This is a genomic window from Fodinibius salsisoli, assembly GCF_026229185.1.
GTDB classification, from domain to species: domain Bacteria; phylum Bacteroidota; class Rhodothermia; order Balneolales; family Balneolaceae; genus Fodinibius; species Fodinibius salsisoli.
The window spans coordinates 113,312-132,773 of the sequence record NZ_JAGGJA010000010.1; the positions used below are offsets into that span (position 1 = coordinate 113,312).

A 19,462-nucleotide genomic window follows, 5' to 3' on the forward strand; every position below is an offset into this window, starting at 1 on the left:
AGTATCCAATTCCGCCTGAATTTTACCGAAGAACAAAAAAGTTAACTTTTTTTAATAAACTGCTTTGAAAAAAGAAAAAATTATCTCATGTTTGAAACAGTTTAATACAAAGGGATTGAATTTAAGTTGATGGAGAGAGAGGGATATGATAATAGAACGCTCATTGACATTTATCCAGGAACAGCTGGATTTCTACCTTAAACAACAAGCCGGGGATAATGACAATACCGACAAGGTTGTACTAGGTAATGTTGTAGAACAAAATGGGGAAGTAGGTATTGAATCCGACAGTGTTGGTATAACACTGGTCAACATCGAAGAAGAAAAAGTTCGGAAAGCCCAAAAGCCCCACCTTAAGCAGGAAAATGGATACCGGAAATATAATCCGGAGATTCAACTTAACCTGTTTTTGCTGTTTGTAGCTCGTTTTGGGAAATATGATGAGGCGCTTAAGGCGATAAGTCATGTCATTCGTTTTTTTCAAAGCCGGAATGTCTTTGACCGAACAACCTATCCTTCGCTTGACCCCTCTCTTGACCGGTTAGTTTTTGATCTTCAAACCATGAGCTTCGAACAGATGAACCATCTGTGGGGAGCGCTGGGGGCTAAACATATGCCGTCAGTTTTATATAAGGTGAGAGCGCTGATAGTAGAAGATGAAGAAATTAAAGGGGATGTGTTACCAATAAAAGAGATTAACATAGAAGGGGAGAAAAAATCGGGTTATGGCACTTTATGAATCATTATTCCAACTTGAAATTTCCCACGATTACTACCGTAACAATCAGTCGGCTGATTTTAGGATAACACCGGCGGGAGATACGGTCCGGCAATTGCGTAATCATGGGCTTCTGTTCAGGAAAAACCCTTCGGGATTTTCCGTTCTTGGGGAAGTTATTCCTGCAGGTGGAGGTGATGTAGAGTTACTTCGTTCGCCCGAGAAACCGGCCCGATATCAGTTCTTGCTACACCAGCAGCAGCCTGACTTTCTTAATTACACCGATTTGCCATTTCATGAGGTTGGGAAAACAATCTACTACTTTAACAACCTACAGTCCAATATCGATGGAGGGATAAAATATTTGCATTTTGCCTCGGATCATGTGACAGCAGGAGATCAACTTGATCTTGAGTCTGGCAACTACCGTTATGCAGTTTCGGGTACAGAGATACAGAAAACCGCCCGCCTGGTATTTCCCGATCTGGGTATTGAAGAGAAACAGCAGGTTTCAAATACAGAAGGGGTGTTTAACTTCCAATTTGATTTATCGAACTACCCGGCCGGACGTGCAGAACTATGGATTGATGGCAGTAAAGAGGAGTTATTTTATTCCGCGGGAACAGAGCAGATGGCAGGTGTATTTGGGATTATAGAAGTCTTCCATTCCAACGAGGTGCCTTCCACTTATCAATTTTTGGATGACAATAATTTTGTTGAGGCTCAAAACTATCAGCTGGCCTTCCAAAAGCGAAGCACCTTCTGGAAATATATTATCGTAAATAAGAGTGGGGCCGATTTAGATGATCCGGGCATTCAAAACGGAAGCTATACTTTTACGCAGGATACCTCCGGAAGCTATCCCAGTAACTATTCCGTATTTATTTCAGATCAGGAGATTCCGCTTTCCCAGGAGGGGATCGACTCGCTGAGCCTGAGGAAAAAGTTTAGCACTTCTAACCGAAAAGTTCTGGATGGGTTGCCCAATCCGAGACAAAATATGCTTAGAAGGGATGAGGCCAATATCAACAAATTTTACTCAGAAGTTTATTTATATATCTAATGACAACCACAAACCGATAGTCTAATGCCTACATATAAAACACCAGACGTTTATGTTGAAGAGATATCGATATTTCCGCCCTCAGTGGCGGAAGTAGAAACCGCTATTCCAGCTTTTATCGGGTATACTAAGCAAGCTAAGAATAAAAATGCCGGAGATCTGCATCTTGAACCATTTAAAATAAGCTCCATGGTTGAATACCAGGAGAAATTCGGGGGAGCTCCGCCGGTTAATGTAAAATCGGTAAACCTAAATGGAGATAATTCGGTTATGAACTATGAGATCGAAGATGATTATCTCATGTACGACTCTCTGCGGCTGTACTTCGATAATGGTGGGGGAGATTGCTATATCGTTTCAATCGGAGATTTTAATAAAACTCCTGTCAAAGCTGATTTTGAAAAAGGAATTGCTGCAGTCAAGAAATTTGATGAGCCTACTTTATTCACCTTCCCTGATGCAACAAAACTATCTAAAACTGATCTGGGAAATTTACAGCAAGATGCCTTGGCTCAATGCGAAGAGCTAAAGGATCGGTTTGTAATTTGTGATGTGCTGGATAAGGATGGTATCGACACCGACGCCGATGATTTTCGGCAGAATATTGGAAGTAAAAATCTAAAGTATGGAGCTGCCTACTACCCGGATCTTAAAGCTAATCTTGGGCGTAATCTCAAGTATCGGGATGTGAAGGGGAAGGTCAAGAAGTTTTCTTCTACGGTTAATTGGAAGAGTATGACGGATGACACCGATGTGCAAACATTGATAGATGAGTTGAATAATGTGGTTGATAGTGCCCTGATGCTTGAAAGCGAACTCAATACATTCTTACAATCAAAATCGATTGATACGCTTGAAGAGGGTTACGAGCAGTTTATTACCGCATTTAAAAATAAAGTAACCGGGGGAGAGGCTGCGTCTAATGTCCGCCCTGACTTTGTGGATGCGGTAGATTACGTTTATGAAGTTGCACATACATTTTTAGATCAGCCTATTCACGATACCGATATAAGTGATCCTGTACTTACCTACGCAAAGAATCTGGTAACCGGCAGTGTGCAGCCCGAAATTGATCGGCTGGTGGCTATCGACAATAGTGCAAATTCGCTTATCCATTCGGATTTTCCACGCTGGGATGAGCTTACCTGGGAATATGCTGATTGGAACAGTAGCTTTGATGGCACACCCACTAATGACACCCCGTTTACAACAGATGGTTCGGATTCTGATAAAAAGATTCAGAATATGCTGGATATTGAATCCATCGTGACGGAAGTCTTTTATAGTATTGTAAGTGCTGTAAAAGATATTCTGGAGGAAGCTCATACGCTGGAAGACCAGAAGGAAACCAGCCTGCGAATACAGTTACCACCATTAAAAAATGTGTTCACCACGTTAAATCAAGATTCTGCACTGTTACCCCCAAGTGGGGCCATAGCTGGTATTTATGCTGATGTAGATAGCAAAAGAGGGGTATGGAAGGCGCCGGCAAATGTAAGTATATCCAGTGTAATTGGATTTAACCGGAAGATCGACCACTTCGACCAGCAAGATTTGAATGTAGATGTAACCGCAGGCAAGTCGATTAATGCGTTGAGAACTTTTACAGGAAAAGGTCATATGGTTTGGGGCGCACGGACATTAGCCGGTAATGATAACGAATGGCGGTATGTGCCGGTTCGCCGCTTTTTTAACATGGTTGAGGAGTCCGTGAAAAAATCGACCTACTGGGCCGTGTTTGAGCCTAATGACGCCAACACCTGGGTGAAGGTGCGAACCATGATCGAAAATTACCTGACTCAGCTTTGGAGAGATGGGGCCTTGGCCGGTGCCAAACCCGATCAGGCTTTCTTTGTGAAAGTCGGGCTTGGACTTACGATGACCCAGCAGGATATTTTAGAAGGCAGAATGAAAGTAGAGATTGGGATGGCAGTCGTCCGCCCGGCCGAATTCATTATCCTGAAGTTTTCGCACAAGATGCAGGAAGCGTAATTAGCTATTTCTAAAATTATCATTATCAATTCAAAGAGGTAAATATTATGCCAACGAATCCATTACCAGTATTCCATTTTACCGTAGAGTGGGGAGGAGAGAGCGTAAGCTTTTCGGAAGTCTCGGGATTAAATATCGAGAGCCAGGTTATTGAATATCGAGACGGAGCCAGCCCGGAGTTTTCTACCCGAAAAATGCCTGGGCTACAGAAATATGGCAATATAACATTAAAGCGGGGTATAGTACCGAGTGATAACCAGTTTTATGAATGGCTTAATACGACTAATCTAAATAAGGTTCAGCGTCGTGATTTAATCATCAACTTGCTAAACGAAGAGCATGAACCGGTGATGGTCTGGAAGGTCAAAAATGCATTCCCGGTTAAAATTGAGGGACCGGGTCTGAAGGCTTCCGGGAATGAGGTAGCCATCGAAAGCATGGAAATTGCCCACGAAGGGTTGGCCATTCAAAATGAATAGCAAGAGGTGCTATGCAAGATCCGGCTGTAGGATTCTTTTTCTTAGTAGAGTTTAATGGGATAGATGATCTGGGTGCTAATGATTTTCGATTCCAGGAGGTATCTGGGTTAAACTCAGAACTTGGGGTCGAGGAGCTGAAAGAAGGGGGCGAAAATCGCTTTGCCCATCGGCTACCGAACCCAGCCAAATATTCGAATTTGGTTTTAAAACGGGGACTGGTAACCAGGACGGCACTGATAGACTGGTTTCGTAATGCGATCGAAAATTTTGAATTCGATCCAATAACGGTCAGGGTCACCTTACTAAATGCTTCGACAGAGCCATTGTTGAACTGGAATTTTGTAGGGGCTTATCCCGTCAAATGGTCGGTTTCGAATCTTAATGCTGAGAAAAATGAAGTCATGATAGATACCATTGAGTTAGCTTATAAATATTTTACTAAATCAACATAAATAACTGATGCCTATAGAGATAAGAGAATTAGTTATCAAAGCAGTTGTGGATCCCCATTCGGGAGATGGAACCGATGCCGGTTCTTCCCGACAATCACAGAAGTCCGAAGATAAGATCATAGAAAAGTCGGTAGAACAGATGCTTAATATATTAGAAAAAAAACGGGAGCGCTAATGCCACCAGCTAACAGCAATACCGGAGAATTAGTTAAGCTCAAGATTATATCCTTCAAAGACGCAACATACGACCAGAAGGATAAGGAGTTTAATGTAATGTTTAATCCACAGGAATATACGCTTAAGTATAACATTGATAGTGACAGCTCGCAGGGGATGGGTACCTCGGGGAGTGATCAGACTTTTAAGAAAATAACTCCCGAAGATCTGTCGCTTGAATTTATGATCGATGGTACGGGCGCGACGGGTGAAGTAGTTAACGTACCAAATAAAGTGATTGAATTTTTGGATGTCACTTACAACTATAAAGGTGATGAACATCGCCCCCGCTATTTAAGAATATCATGGGGCACTCTCGTTTTTAAGTGTGTCTTGAAATCGGCTTCGGTAAAATATACCCTCTTTAAACCGGATGGAACCCCAATTCGGGCGAAACTAAATACTACCTTTGGTCAATTTAAAGAAGATGAGTTGAGAGCTGCCGAAGAGTCCGACAGCTCACCGGATTTAACCCACCGGAGAACTGTGCAGGATGGAGACACCTTGCCATTAATGTGCTACCGGATCTATGGAGATTCTAAATATTATCTTCAAGTTGCTGCTGCTAATGGTCTTACAAATTTCAGAAACCTTGAGGCCGGACAAGAAATCTATTTTCCACCTTTAACAGATTAAGTATATGCCCGAAACAAGACGGACCATACCGGCTGATCGACCGACGGACTTTCCAACATTTGAGGTCCTTTCCGACGGGACTAAGCTGCCCAAGAAGTATCACGTCTTTTCTTTCACTGTTTCCAAGTCCATCAACCGGATTTCGTACGCCGAGCTTACGCTAAAAGACGGCGATCCGGCCCGGGAGGATTTCCCCCTCAGCAATACGGATTTATTTAAGCCCGGCACTATCATCGAGATAAAAGCCGGCTATCATAATGAAAATAAATCCATTTTTAAGGGAATCGTTATTAAGCACGGTATTAAAGCCCGAGACGGTCGGCCTTCGATGCTTACGGTAGAATGCAAGGATGAAGCGGTGAAAATGACCAACGGACGTCAAAATCGGTATTTCACCGAAGTGACTGACAGCGAAGTGTTCGAAGAGTTGATCGACGCCTATGGGTTGACGGCTGAGGTGGAAAATACCTCTGAAACTCATAAGGAGATGGTTCAGTATTATGCGACCGACTGGGATTTTTTATTGGCCAGGGCTGAGATGAACAGCCAGTGTGTGTTAGCGGATGATGGAACGTTGATCGTGCAAAAGCCATCACTTGAGGATTCCACCTTAACACTGACTTATGGGGCTACCATCCTCGATTTTGAAGCTGAGATGGATGCCCGGGACCAACAGAAGGCGATTTCTTCGTCGTCGTGGGATTATACTACCCAGGAAGTCGTTGAATCGGAGGCAGAAGCGCCTACGCTACAGCAGGCGGGCAATATCAGTGAAGAAGAATTGGCAGATGTTATTGGATCAGAATCAGTCTCCTACCGGCATAGTGGGCAAGTAGGGGAGACAGAACTGCAGGCTTGGGCGGATGCCGCTATGCTAAAGAGTCGGTTGGCAAAAATTCGGGGTCGCGTTCGCTGCAAAGGGTATCCGGAAATAAAACCTTTTGATACTATAGAGCTGGCGGGTATGGGGGAGCGGTTCAATGGCAAAGTATTCGTATCGGGAGTTCGGCAAAACTACTCTACTGACCGCTGGGTCACCGATATCGAATTCGGGCTTTCCCCGCGCTGGTTTTACAAAGAGAATGACGTCGTTGAGCAACCGGCATCGGGACTGTTGCCCGCCGTTAATGGCCTTCAGGTCGGTGTGGTTACCCAGTTGCAGGATGATCCCGCCGGAGAAGATCGGGTGTTGGTAAAGTTACCCGTCCTGGATGCTGAGCATGAGGGCATTTGGACGCGCGTTTCTACACTTGATGCCGGGGAAAACAGGGGATCCTTTTTCCGACCGGAAATCGGGGATGAAGTATTGGTCGGATTTATTAATGATGATCCCCGGGATCCGGTGATTCTTGGCATGATGAATAGCAGCGCCAAGCCAGCTCCGGCCCAGGGAAGTGATGATAATCATGAAAAGGGATTTGTTACACGGGAAGAGCTGCGACTTTGGTTTAATGACGAGAAGAAAAGTATTGCCCTGGAAACCCCCAACGGTAACAAAATTACGCTAAGCGATGATGAGGGCAGCATAATGTTGGAGGATGAAAATGGAAATACCGTAACGATGAGTTCCGATGGTATTAGCCTGGAAAGTGCAGCTGATATTGTCCTCAAAGCAGGTGGGAATGTGAATATTGAAGGAGTGAATGTAGAACAGAAAGCCAGTGCACAGTTCAAGGCTGAGGGCAGTGCCGGAGCTGAAGTTTCAACGAGCGGAACGGCCGTTTTAAAAGGTTCTATAGTGCAAATTAATTAAAAATAAGAACATATCTATCAGCAAAAATGTGAGTTAATCTCTTTTGATAAAAGGCTCAATCTCCCTAAATCCCTCTTCTCCAAGAGGGACTTGGGGCGAGGTTACTTTATGTACGGTGAGCTGGTTCTCTTTAGGAACTATGAGTTCCTCCTTGGAGAAGGAGGGCAGGAGGATTGAAAATTACTGTTCATAGATTTTGCAAATTTCTGGAAAAACAGAATGATTTTTTTAACCACTAAACAGCATATAAAAAGCATTTTATTATGAACAATTTTAACAACAAAGAGGGAGGTTATAATGCCATCAGCAGTTAGAGTTGGAGACGTATCAAATCACGGCGGGACGGTTGCGGGTCCCGGGGTGCCTACGGTATTCATCGGCGGAATGCCTGCAGCCGTAGCCACAGATCTGCATGTATGTCCTATTGTTCCACCCCATCCACCTTCATCACCGTTCCCGATGGGTAGTACAACGGTATTTATTGGAGGGAAGCCGGCCTTGAGGGTGGGTGATGTCAGTGGTTGCGGAGCTACCGCTGTCTTAGGAGAGCCGACCGTCCAAATAGGGTAAAATAAAGAGGACAAACTATGGCAGAGAAAAATTTTTTAGGCACCGGATGGAGTTTTCCTCCCACCTTTAACAGGGGAAAGGGTGGGGTGCAAATGACTTCTGATGCTGAGGATATCAACCGCAGCCTTCAGATTCTTTTTACGACAATGATCGGTGAGCGGGTCATGCAACCACGCTACGGTTGCGACCTGCAGCAGTTTCTGTTTGAGCCCATCGATACTTCCATGAAAAGTTATATGCGGGAAATCATCCGGGATGCAATACTCTATTTTGAGCCCCGCATACGATTGCTCCAGCTATACCTGGAACCTATCGAAACCGAAGGACGAATTGACATAACTATTGAGTATGAGATTAAAGGGACCAATTCTCGTTTTAATTTTGTGTATCCATTTTATATCGAAGAAGGAACAGAAATAGACAATGGCTGAACGTAACTGTACATATCAAAATCCACTTGTTCGGGACGGAGTAAGCCAAAAGAAGCGGACGCCGGAAGCACTGGATCCTGATTATGTTAAGGTAGATGAACGCACCTTGGCAGACTTGCTTCGTTTTGTCAACCACTATGCTGAGTTGTTGCAGTACTATGGTCCGGGGGACAGTCCACAGGGCGATTGGCAACCTTTCTTTGAACGGGATATGACCTCTATAATTGTTTTACTTACCGAGGAAAATCCGGACCAGTATATCGATTGTATGGATGCCATGCAGCGGGAAATTGAAGAAGACGGTGCATCCTATCAGGAGGTACGGAAAGCTTTTAAAACTCTGTTTGATCTCATTGCTACCCTGGCCGTGGAAATTGACCGGTGGTTTAGGGAGTCGATAGAGGGCTATCAGTTTCATGCCCATCTCCGCCGGTTGATTACCGCCGACCTCCGTCCGGCACTACACAAAACCATTGCATATTATAAAGGAGCTCTGGTCGGTACGGACCTGGTGGATGAAAGCTATGAGTATTCAATGGAAGGTGGGTTGTCCCTAATATCGCTCCCAGAACTCAAGGACCAATCTTTACATTCAATATGGATTGACCCTGCGGTAGAAGGCGCTGAGGAAATGAGCTGGCAGGCGTTTTATGAGGATACCATTGCCAGTGACAGCTCAATCTATGAAGCTGACTCGGGAACCGTCCAGGCGCGAGTAAGAGAAGGCCTCCCGGAAGTGGAGGACCTCATTTTGACGTTTATTAGCGCACTTCAGACTACCAGGCAGCAGGTGCCAGAATTTGTGGAAGATGCCTTAGAGCGTTTTTCAGCTCATGAGCCGCATATGGGACTCTTGGTGACCTTCTTCCGGCTTTTCCGACACGCTCAGGATCAGATGAACACGCTGACCAGGCGGCATCTGGATTTTTACTATGAACGAGTTCTGCAGCTCGCCAGAAATAAAGCCGTTCCCGATCAGGTTCATCTTATCATCGAGCTGGCTAAACATGTTGATGGTCACAAGATAGATGAGGGCACTCTCTTTAAGGCGGGAAAAGATCAGGCAGGGAAAGAAGTATTATACCGGGCCACCGAAGACGTCGTTCTAAATAAGGCGACGGTAGAACAGTTAAAATCCATTTATATTGATGGGACGGATGACTTTCGTATTTATGATAAGCCGGTTGCAAACTCTCAGGATGGATTAGGTACGGAGCTCGAGAACCCTGCCGAGGGTTGGAAGGTCTTCGGGGAATCCCAGTCCACAGAAAGTGAAGATGTGGAAAGGGAATATCTGTCAGAAGCCGAAGCCACTATGCAGTTTTCTTCGGTGGGTTTTGCACTGTCGTCACCGGTGCTTGAACTGGCGGAAGGCCGGCGCATAATCACTATTAAAATAAATACTGCATCCGGGGTTGAAGCCCCAAAACTGGATGAGGGAATTGAGTATTCGGATTTGTTAAAGGTTTATGCTACAGGTCCGGAGGGATGGGTTAACCTTCAGGAATTCGACGTTACACCGACTATTAAAAGAGTCGGATCGACTTATACGATCAAATTTACAGTTGTACCCGCCGCACCTGCAATCGCTGCATATAACAGGGAAGTTCATGGACTTGGTTATGAGACTTCGAATCCGATATTGAAGGTAACGCTTGCAAACAGAAGAGAAGCACATACCTATGCCTATGGATTTCTTAAGGAAACTCAAGTTGATACAATTAACCTTTCCGCTTCGGTGCAAGGTGTTAAACAGTTAGTTCTTCAAAACGAGTTGGGGACGCTCGACCCTGCAAAACCTTTTCAACCCTTTGGGCCTTCACCGGCTAAAGGTGCAGCCTTTTATATCGGGAGTCGGGAAGTGTTTGCAAAGAATTTGGATAGCCTGTCGGTCCGGGTGCGATGGCATGATTATCCTAATGAAAGACTTGAGAATTATTACAATTATAACTCTCAGGGGAATATGATAGATCCCAAATATGAAGAAGGTATTTCCAATGATGAGTTTAAAGCAAAGGTCGAGATACTTGAAAATGGAAGCTGGAGTAACGCAGGGGAAGTCATTGATCTATTCCCCAATAAATTTCCTGGCGAGTCTGAGGAGGGGGGGTATTATTTAATCGGGAGTTCCGAAAAGGGGTCACCCAAATTTTCTATCGGATGGGAATCCTATGCTGAGGAATTTTCCGCTTATGATGTGAGTTTGAACCGGGGGTTTATCCGTGTTTTGCTTGATGCACCGGAGAGTGCTTTTGGCCATAGTTTTTATCCAAGGCTGCTAATGAAACAGCTTCAGGATAAAGATGAGGATGAAGTGCCCGTTGAGCCCTACACTCCAAAGATTAAAAGCATCGAGTTGGACTACTCCGCTCATGTAACCTTCAACAGTACGGATGAAAGTGCCGGTACTTCAGCCGATCAGCTCTATCATATCTATCCCTTTGGAACCCTGAAGGTGTACGAGGGCAAAGGAACACAGGAAGGAATCTCTCTGCTTCCTCAGTTTAAACATGCAGGGGAAGCTGGGGGAGATATTAGTCATACCGGTGAGTTTTATATTGGTATTTCTGGCCTGCAACCGCCTCAGCAGATTTCGCTGCTGGTTAAAGTGGCGGAGGGGAGTGGAGATCCATTGTTAATACCACCGGATATTCATTGGTTCTATCTTTCCGAAGAGGGATGGAAGTTGTTCGAGCCGGAGGATATCGTAAAAGACGAGACCAATGGTCTGCTGGATTCGGGAATCCTGCGATTTAGCATTCCCAATGACGCCACCACCGACACAAAAATACTGCCGGGTAACCAGCACTGGATAAAAGCCGCTGTCAGCAAGAATGCTGCCGCCTTGTGTAAGGTAATTGATATAAAAGCGCAGGCCTTGGCGGCATCATTTATGGATCAAGAAAATGATCCAGGTTTTCTTGATAATGCTTTGCCTGCCAGTACGATTGGTAAATTAAAAGTCAAGGAGGCTGCGGTCAAAAAGATTGAGCAGCCCTATGCCTCAGAAGGAGGGAAGGTGGCCGAACGGGATGCAGAATATTATCGGAGGGTCAACGAGCGGCTCCGCCATAAAGACCGTGGCATTAGCGTCTGGGATTATGAGCGGCTCATCCTACAACAATTTCCATCGGTGTATAAAGCCAAATGTATTAACCATAGTACCTATGGATTGACCTGTGGAGGTAACACCATGGATGCGGAATTTGCTCCGGGTTATGTGACTGTTATCGTGATACCGGACTTGAGAAACAAAAATGCTTTCAACCTGCTGGAGCCGCGTGTGAGCCTGAACTTGCTGGAAGAAATTAAATGCTATCTGAAAAAGAAGATTTCCGTCTTTGCCGCTCAAAGGTTAAAGGTCATGAATCCACTTTTTGAGCAAGTTAAAGTGTCATTTTATGTAGAGTTTATTTCCGGCACGGATGAAGGGTTTTATCGTAAGAAGTTGCTGCAGGAAATAACGGCTTTTCTCTCTCCCTGGGCGTTTCAAGAGGGCGAGGAGATTTCGTTTGGTGGGAGCATCCATAAATCGGTCATTCTGAATTTTATTGAGGAGCGGTCGTATGTCGATTTTATTACTGATTTCAGGATGGATCATTATGTGAAAGGAAGTCTCAAAGCAAAGGATGTGAATCAAATTACCGCCAGTGAAGCGCGATCCGTACTGGCTTCGTACCACAAACATACGATTAATAACGTTTCAAGCTGTGTATCATAGATGGAAGAATCTATAACAATATCAAAATCCGAAGAGCTCGACCTGAGCAGGGATTATGAACGTCTGCGGGAATTGGGACTCAAGCACATTGAAAAATTATCCAGCGGTATATGGACTGATTACAATGTGCACGATCCCGGGATTACCTTGCTGGAGCTCCTCTGCTATGCCATAACGGACCTGGGACAACGAACTTCCTACGATATTGCGGACTTACTGGCCGATGAATCGGTTCCATCACCATCCAGGGAAAACCAGTTCTACACGGCCCGTGAAATTTTGACCTGCAATCCGGTGACGATCCGAGATTTTCGTAAACTGTTGATTGATGTGGAAGGGATAAAAAATGCGTGGCTAAAACCAATGGAAGATATCACGCCCCCGCTTTACCTGGATTGCAAAAACAGCCAGCTGGTGTATGAATCGGATGAAAACCTGGAGCTGCTGAAACTTCGGGGACTTTATTCGGTAACGCTAGAGCTTACAGCGGATCCGAAATATGGTGATCTCAATCAATTTCAGTACGAAATACCGCTATTCGATCCAGAGGAAAGCGACCAGGCAAAATCGAAGATGATTATCGGCCTGCCAGACTGGGGGCGCTGGAAAAAGGCGGGCGTGGTCCCTGATCAGATTCAATGGGTTAAACTTGCGAATATCGTTGATATAGATCACGTCTCCTTTGAGACAACCATACGCATGAAAGCCGGTGAGGAGACGCTTGAGCTGCAGGGATGGATTAAGACCGAAAAGGCGATAAGTGATACTACACTGCTTGAAGATCGTATTGCCGACGAGAAAATAATCCAGACCTATTCCGGTAAGTTAAAACGTGCATTGTTTATTGCCCAGACCGCCGAAAACCGGCTGCATCAACATCGGAACCTCTGTGAAGATTACGAGGAATTTACCGGTATTGACATTGAGGAGATCGGTATCTGTGCTGATATAGCCGTTGCAGCTGATGCCGAAATAGAAAGAATACTGGCCGACCTTTACTATCGACTAAGAAATCATATAGCACCGCGGGTTAAGTTTTATACCCTGGAAGAAATGCTGGAGCGAGAGATTCCAACCGAAAATATTTTCAACGGGCCCCCACTGGACCATGGGTTTATCGATGATCGAGAGCTGGAGGAATCAGCCATGAATGTATTATGTAGTGATCAGCCAGAAGGCCATGGCGATGGCAAAATTTATGTTTCGGATCTGGTGAATATCATCATGGATATTGAAGGTGTGAAGGCGGTCAAAAATATCATTCTGGCCAGCATGTACCAGGGAGAGACTCTTAATGATAAAGTGGAATGGTGCTTGGAAATTGGGAAAGACCGTTTCCCGAGACTACAGATCGACAAATCGGATATTGTCTTTTATAAAGATAATATACCTTATACCGCCGATGAATCGGGAGTAGAAAAGTATTTGCGGGAATTAGAACTCAGTGAGCGCAAAGCGAAGCGAGCAAAATTAGCGGATCATGACTTTCCGGTGCCTGTAGGAACCAGCCGGCAAGTGGCAGGTTATACCTCCATCCAAGAGGAGTTGCCAACCACTTATGGTGTTAGCAGCAAGGGCATTTCCGGATCCATTACGGAAATGCGGCGAGCTCAGGCCAAGCAATTAAAAGCCTATCTGGCATTCTATGATCAGATTTTGGCCAATTATCTGGCGCAGCTGGCGAATGTAAAGAACCTGTTTTCATTCAGTTCTGATTCCAACAGCACCTACTTTTACCAGATGCTTTACGACTTACCCGAGGAATTTTCTTTTCCTTCTGATGATCCGGGACAGAGGGTGCTTTTTGCTGAAGATGAATCCCCGCGATATTACCAGGTTGTTAAAGATTTCATTGATGAAATATCAGGGGAGGCGTCTGTTGACTTGGATGATTATAGCACTTTTAAGGAAAAATGGGTCAACTATAAGAAAAAAACGGGAATCCATGACGAGAGTTCCTCGCATATAGTAAAAGAGTTGGATGAAATTGTAGAAAAGGCGTCCACCTTCGAAGATCGCAGAAATCGATTTCTGGATCATCTGATAGCACGTTTTGGTGAATCTTTTTCCGATTATGTTCTGCTCATGTACAAGATTGCCGGCGAAGGAGAAAACGGCGAAAGCAGAGGGCCAGATGAGCTCATTCATGACAAAGAAGAATTTCTCGCGGATTATCCATCTATTTCTGGCCAGCGCGGCAAGGCGTTTGATTATACCGCCGGAGAAGAACTTTGGAATACGGATAATGTATCCGGATTTGTGAAACGGTTGAGCAAGCTGCTGGGCATCGAACATTATAATCGTCGAAGCCTGCTCTGTAAACCGGTGGATGAATTGTTTGAGCCCTTTAAAAATGAGGAAACGGGTGAGTGGTGGTTCCGGCTCCGAAACCAAGGGGGCGACATTGTGCTTCGAAGTGAGGGATATACCACAAAGGCCAATCGGGACAATGGCATTGAATCGGTTAAGACCCACGGAACGGATAGCCAGTATTACGAGCGAAAGGAGTCCAGCGATAACCGCTACTATTTTAATCTGAAGGCTGTCAATGGTCAGATTATTGGAACCAGTCCCATGTTCGAGTATGAGTTTGAACGGGAAGAAGCCATCCAGGAAATGATTGCCAATTTGAAAGGGGAATGCGACCAGGAAGGTTTCTTTCTGGTGGAGCACATCCTGCTGCGGCCCGAATCGAAAGAGGACAACCCTTTACCCATCTGTGTAAGCAAAGACTGTACCGATTGTCCGGGCTTCAGGGACCCGTATTCTTTTAGGGCTTCGCTCATAGTTCCCTATTGGCCCGACCGATTCGACAATTTAGCATTCCGCCGCTTTTTTGAACAGACCGCTCGACGCGAAGCCCCGGCTCATGTTCATCTGAAAATCTGCTGGGCTGATAAAAATGATATTGAACAGTTTGAAAGCGCCTATAAGGCATGGCTGGAGGCAAATGCACAGCCATCCGAAGATTCATCGGAGGCATTGAATCATCTGATAGACGTGATGAGGAAAATACGAAGCGTCTATCCTGTGGCTACACTACACGATTGTGATGAAGAGGAGGGAGAGAATCCTCTGTTGCTTGATAATACGGCATTAGGAACATTTAAACCGGAGTAAACCAATGGATAGTCAACTTTATAATATATTCGAAGGGGATCAGGTACTTACCGCTAAAAATTTGAATGATCTGAGAGCTTACCTTGATGAGCAAGACCGGGTAAGCCGAACACATCTGAGCGGTATTGGAATTGTTTGTGGATTGGAGGTGAAAACGCCGGATTTGAGTACCATTGAAATTACCGAAGGGGTGGGCGTGACCTCGCGCGGTTATTTGGCAAGTTTTCCGGGAGCAAGCTGCACGTATATCCGAAACTATACGGATCCCGGTACCATTGAACCTGCACCAGGGGAAAATGAAGCCGGAATATATCCACCCTTTAAAGGTAATGAGGGAGAACAGATAAGGCTTTGGGAATTGATAGAAGTTGAGGAGGAAGAAGGAGAAGCGCCGGCCCCGGATATGTTTGAGATTAACCTGGGATCAGATGGAACGGTTATCGACGAAGATACCGAAGAGGCTATTAAGTTTAGCAACTATTGCGTGTTGCTTTACCTGGAGATGAATGATGAAGATCTGGAAGACTGCTTCGGTGATGACTGCGATGAAAATGGGATTCAACGAAACTTCGTCTGGCGAAAACTATTAATCAAGAAAACAGATTTGGACGAGATTATTGAAGCGCTCCCCGGTAGAGCCGGCTATGTGGATGCGATTAGCGCCTGCCAGAGCCTGGACGACCCTTATGTGGAGCGACTGGGATATTATGAGGATGAGAATCTTTCCCTGCTGAACTATACCAGTTTTAAAGAACTGTCAAACGATTACCATCGAATTATAGAACAAGCCTCGGTACGCGTGGGCAAAGCACTGCATAAAAGCTATGAATCTTTCAGACCCGTCTTGGCTGAGACTTATGAAAGCCATCCTTTCCCGGATTTTAATAACGATACAGAAACAGAAAATGGCCTTTTTAAGCGTATTAGGGATGAAGTTCGGTTTAAACCTACGGCGATTCAGTATGCATATGATTTCCTGAAAGATCTGGTTGATGCCTATGATGAATTTAGAGAAGCCGCCTGTGAAATAGCTGCCGTATGTCGGCCTAATCCAGAACTTTTTCCCCGCCACCTGATGCTTGATTATTTGGGAACGGGACAACAAGAAAATAAACGATCTGCTTACCGGCACTATTTCCAGCCGAGCCCCATTCTTGATGGTCATCGAGATCTTAAAAGGGAGGCACGGCACCTTCACAAGCGACTTGTTAATATGATTGAGCAGTTCGAAGTCGATATGGAAGAGGATGACGAGATTCGCATTACGCCCAGCAAAACGTCTGCTGATCCCCTTAGCACCCGATCAATCCCTTATTATTACAATGTAGACAAGGTTGCAACCTTACTCCGGTTATGGAATTACCAGAAGACGCGGCTTAATAAATATGAGCTGATTCCATCCTATCATGCTGATGAGTATGCAGGACGTTCCCAGGTAGAGGCGGCGATGCATCATTATGATAGTCGTCCTTTTTTGCGGATTGAGGGGCACGTTGGCCGAAATTATGAGCGTGTGTTGGGGGAATTACAGAATTTGCAAAACCGGATCAACGTGCCTGTTAAGGTCGTGGGAGTGAAGCTAAGCCAAACTTTTACTAATACCAAGGTTTCGTATGAATGCCGATTTGAAGATTTACAGGAACTTTATGAAACCTTTAAAACGGAACTCAACTGTTTGCTCGACGAGCAGATGAAGTTTTTCAGAGGCCTTGAAGTTAAAAAAGAATCTGCGGAAGAGGAGGAGAGTACAGGCGGGGGCAGTATAGGTATGGCAAATCTTGGAGAAGAATTCTGGGCCGACCCCGGGATAGCAGGATTTCATACCGAAGAAATAAATACGTATGATTCTCCGATAACGGGGACGCGTCGTTATCCAAAGGAGTCTAATCCAAATACCTTCGGTTATATCTACGACAGCCTGGCAGCGCGAAAAGAAGGAGAGCAGCAGATTCTGGATTTGGCATTGAATATTGACCCAACGGTATTCAATATCGATCCCAAAATATGGATTTACCTGTTTTTGAAACCGGCCCAGCTGGCCAACAACATCCAAAAGCTGCTTAAACTGCTTCCCAAAAGGCTGGAAGATATTGAGATAGATGAGATAGAGGCGGCCTATGATCGGGTCATTCAAACGGCCAAAGAATATAAAAAGCAGCTGAAGGAAAGTGAAGAGAATCGAGAGCAGCTGGAGGGCAAAGAGCAGATTATCATATACCGCCTGGACAAGCTGATATATAGCTGCAGCATTAAGAAGTTGAAGGAACTCTACCGAATTTATCGGGACCGGATTGAGAAGGCCCAACAGATGAATCTATTTTCGAATTTTGCGAAAAGACATTCGGGAATGGAACACATGGCAGGCGTGCCCAAAGGTGGAACATTTGTGTTGGTGTATATCGATCGCAATGAAGAACCTCTGGATAGGGATGTGCAAATAGAGGCTTCGGCTCTTCCTGTCGCAACGGAAGTGAATATTGGAAATATGGAACGCATTCGAAGAATTTCGGGGCGTACCGGTATTCGGAAAAAGGAACAGTTCACCTTCGCAGATAAAAAAGAAATCGACAGCCAGGTAAAAATTCTGTTAAAAGAGCTGCGACATGTCTCCGAGGAACAAGGCATTGGAATTGATCCGGATAAATGGACCAAGCTTAATAAAGGCATTACGGATAAAATACGGGTCCTGCCCGAAGCCGAAGTGGATGAACGTCCACCGGACAATGTGGTGGTGGCCGATTTTGCCCTGCCGTATTTGTGTAAGAGCGATTGCCCGGAGCTGGCAACGATGGTAATTTCGCAACTGAGCTTTTCGCTGCCTAAATTTCAGTTCTGTAAAAAAGATGAAACGAAATACCCCTTTACGGTACATCCAGAAGGAGGGGTAGTGGAAAGTAAAGGCGGTGGTGTGGTAAAAGAAGGGGAAAAATGGTTTTTCATTCCCTCGCAAGTCGTCACAGAAGGGGAAGACATTCAATTTACCTATCGTGTAAATAATCAAACGGTGGTCTATAACGCCAAGATATTCAATCCCCAGGCTGATTTTGAGTTTGAGGTCGAGACGCTCGATGACGGTTCTGTAGAAGTATCCTTTACAAATAAATCAACCGGCGGGCAATCTTATGAATGGAAATTTGGTGATGGAGCTACTTCTACCGAAGAAAATCCAGTGCATACCTATCGGGATTTTGATAATGAAGTGGCCGTGGTAACACTGAAAGCTTCGAAATTTGATTGTTCGGATGAGGCTATCAAAGAGGTGGACATTCCGCAGGAGGTCGAGGTAGAATTCCGTCTGTTGAAAGCACGAATCGTTGATGGTATTTATTGGCTCTGTGAAAATGATGATCCGTATCGATTTGTCACAAAACCCGCAGGCAGACCTATAACCGGTGATAACAGCGGCGTGATTGTAGGTGGAAACAATGAGCGTTTTCTGGCTCCCGGTCAGTACGAACCGGGTACCTATAATTTGGGATATGCAGGAGAGTCGATGGAGGTACGGATTCTTGAGGTGCCAACCGCAGATTTTGAGATTGAATATATAGAACAGGGAGCAGCGATTGCGCAAGTTAAGCTTTCCAGGACGGGCAGTGGAGAAGTCGTAAAATGGGTTATAGACGGAAAGACGTATGATGTACAAGAGCCCGAACATACCTTCAGGGATACCGGGGAAGCTCATACAATCACCATGCAAGTTAAGTTTGAAAACGGTTGTATGGATGTAATCAAACGATCTGTTTTCATTGATTTTGCTGGCCAGGAGGAAGGTTTTGTTGATATTGATGGTATGCTGGAGGAAGTAGACGGGCACAGAAATCCAGAAATGGATAACGAAATATTTGAAGAGGGCAACCCGCTGTACGAGAGGCTGAAGAATAACCTGTTGTCGATAAAAGAGGGGATCCAGGATGAGGAAATCAAACAGCAATATATAGCCGGTGAGCGAAACGATGAGATTGCGGCTATCTATGGCAAGCGTCTCTCAGAGGCATTTAGCCGCACGGCAGCCATGGCTCAGGATGGCAATGAGCAGTTTGTGGCGTATCTGTATGGTTACTATGAAATGGAACTGCGGCAGCTGCTTGATATCATCGATCATCAACAGAAAGATATCTCTGCCGAAAGTAAGATGGGCCAACTGCTGATGAAGTGTGTTGAGCAACTTAAACAGTTGAAAGAGTTAGGGGTAACGGTTGATCCGAATGACGAGCTGGCTCAAAAAGTTGCTGAGGTCAAACAGAATGCAGAAAATGAAGGAAAGGATAAGCTGGTCGCCCTGCTCGAACAGCTGGAAAATGAGCTTTAAAC

General features: G+C 45.1%; 13 protein-coding genes. All 13 read left to right on the forward strand.

The window, feature by feature from the left end:
• The first annotated feature begins 145 nt into the window (after positions 1–145).
• Positions 146–739 (forward strand): Pvc16 family protein, encoded by a 594-nt coding sequence (locus J6I44_RS14855; protein WP_265766939.1) that lies wholly within the window; start codon positions 146–148, stop codon positions 737–739.
• On the forward strand, positions 726–1,781 hold the full coding sequence (locus J6I44_RS14860; RefSeq protein WP_265766940.1) for a hypothetical protein: 1,056 nt from the start codon (positions 726–728) through the stop codon (positions 1,779–1,781). The genes J6I44_RS14855 and J6I44_RS14860 overlap by 14 nt, the downstream gene beginning before the upstream one ends.
• 24 nt (positions 1,782–1,805) lie before the next feature.
• On the forward strand, positions 1,806–3,773 hold the full coding sequence (locus tag J6I44_RS14865) for a phage tail sheath C-terminal domain-containing protein (protein WP_265766941.1): 1,968 nt from the start codon (positions 1,806–1,808) through the stop codon (positions 3,771–3,773).
• Positions 3,774–3,820: 47 nt separating this feature from the next.
• Entirely contained in the window at positions 3,821–4,252 is a 432-nt protein-coding gene (locus J6I44_RS14870) for a phage tail protein (RefSeq protein WP_265766942.1), read from the forward strand.
• 11 nt (positions 4,253–4,263) lie between these two features.
• Positions 4,264–4,704, forward strand: coding sequence for a phage tail protein (locus J6I44_RS14875; RefSeq protein WP_265766943.1), 441 nt, complete (start codon positions 4,264–4,266; stop codon positions 4,702–4,704).
• 7 nt (positions 4,705–4,711) lie between these two features.
• The gene (locus J6I44_RS14880) at positions 4,712–4,879 is read left to right on the forward strand and encodes a DUF5908 family protein (protein ID WP_265766944.1); all 168 of its coding nucleotides are present in this window, start codon (positions 4,712–4,714) and stop codon (positions 4,877–4,879) included.
• A complete protein-coding gene (locus tag J6I44_RS14885) occupies positions 4,879–5,556 on the forward strand; it encodes a CIS tube protein (RefSeq protein WP_265766945.1) in 678 nt (225 codons plus the stop codon). Before J6I44_RS14880 ends, J6I44_RS14885 begins: the two co-directional genes overlap by 1 nt.
• Positions 5,557–5,560: 4 nt before the next feature.
• Positions 5,561–7,309 carry a type VI secretion system tip protein VgrG gene (gene vgrG / locus J6I44_RS14890; RefSeq protein WP_265766946.1) on the forward strand — a complete coding sequence of 583 codons (1,749 nt, stop codon included), beginning with the start codon at positions 5,561–5,563 and terminating at the stop codon, positions 7,307–7,309.
• Positions 7,310–7,606: 297 nt separating this feature from the next.
• A complete protein-coding gene (locus tag J6I44_RS14895; RefSeq protein ID WP_265766947.1) occupies positions 7,607–7,879 on the forward strand; it encodes a PAAR domain-containing protein in 273 nt (90 codons plus the stop codon).
• 17 nt (positions 7,880–7,896) lie between these two features.
• Positions 7,897–8,310, forward strand: a complete 414-nt coding sequence (locus J6I44_RS14900; RefSeq protein ID WP_265766948.1) for a GPW/gp25 family protein — start codon at positions 7,897–7,899, stop codon at positions 8,308–8,310.
• A complete protein-coding gene (locus J6I44_RS14905) occupies positions 8,303–12,031 on the forward strand; it encodes a baseplate J/gp47 family protein (RefSeq protein WP_265766949.1) in 3,729 nt (1,242 codons plus the stop codon). The genes J6I44_RS14900 and J6I44_RS14905 overlap by 8 nt, the downstream gene beginning before the upstream one ends.
• Positions 12,032–15,151, forward strand: a complete 3,120-nt coding sequence (locus J6I44_RS14910; protein WP_265766950.1) for a YegP family protein — start codon at positions 12,032–12,034, stop codon at positions 15,149–15,151.
• 4 nt (positions 15,152–15,155) lie between these two features.
• The gene (locus tag J6I44_RS14915) at positions 15,156–19,460 is read left to right on the forward strand and encodes a PKD domain-containing protein (protein WP_265766951.1); all 4,305 of its coding nucleotides are present in this window, start codon (positions 15,156–15,158) and stop codon (positions 19,458–19,460) included.
• Positions 19,461–19,462 lie beyond the last annotated feature (2 nt).

Coding starts and splice junctions, on each gene's coding strand:
- J6I44_RS14855 (WP_265766939.1), top strand. CDS start 146: ATGATAATAGAACGCTCATTGACATTTATCCAGGAACAGCTGGATTTC.
- J6I44_RS14860 (WP_265766940.1), top strand. CDS start 726: ATGGCACTTTATGAATCATTATTCCAACTTGAAATTTCCCACGATTAC.
- J6I44_RS14865 (WP_265766941.1), top strand. CDS start 1,806: ATGCCTACATATAAAACACCAGACGTTTATGTTGAAGAGATATCGATA.
- J6I44_RS14870 (WP_265766942.1), top strand. CDS start 3,821: ATGCCAACGAATCCATTACCAGTATTCCATTTTACCGTAGAGTGGGGA.
- J6I44_RS14875 (WP_265766943.1), top strand. CDS start 4,264: ATGCAAGATCCGGCTGTAGGATTCTTTTTCTTAGTAGAGTTTAATGGG.
- J6I44_RS14880 (WP_265766944.1), top strand. CDS start 4,712: ATGCCTATAGAGATAAGAGAATTAGTTATCAAAGCAGTTGTGGATCCC.
- J6I44_RS14885 (WP_265766945.1), top strand. CDS start 4,879: ATGCCACCAGCTAACAGCAATACCGGAGAATTAGTTAAGCTCAAGATT.
- vgrG (WP_265766946.1), top strand. CDS start 5,561: ATGCCCGAAACAAGACGGACCATACCGGCTGATCGACCGACGGACTTT.
- J6I44_RS14895 (WP_265766947.1), top strand. CDS start 7,607: ATGCCATCAGCAGTTAGAGTTGGAGACGTATCAAATCACGGCGGGACG.
- J6I44_RS14900 (WP_265766948.1), top strand. CDS start 7,897: ATGGCAGAGAAAAATTTTTTAGGCACCGGATGGAGTTTTCCTCCCACC.
- J6I44_RS14905 (WP_265766949.1), top strand. CDS start 8,303: ATGGCTGAACGTAACTGTACATATCAAAATCCACTTGTTCGGGACGGA.
- J6I44_RS14910 (WP_265766950.1), top strand. CDS start 12,032: ATGGAAGAATCTATAACAATATCAAAATCCGAAGAGCTCGACCTGAGC.
- J6I44_RS14915 (WP_265766951.1), top strand. CDS start 15,156: ATGGATAGTCAACTTTATAATATATTCGAAGGGGATCAGGTACTTACC.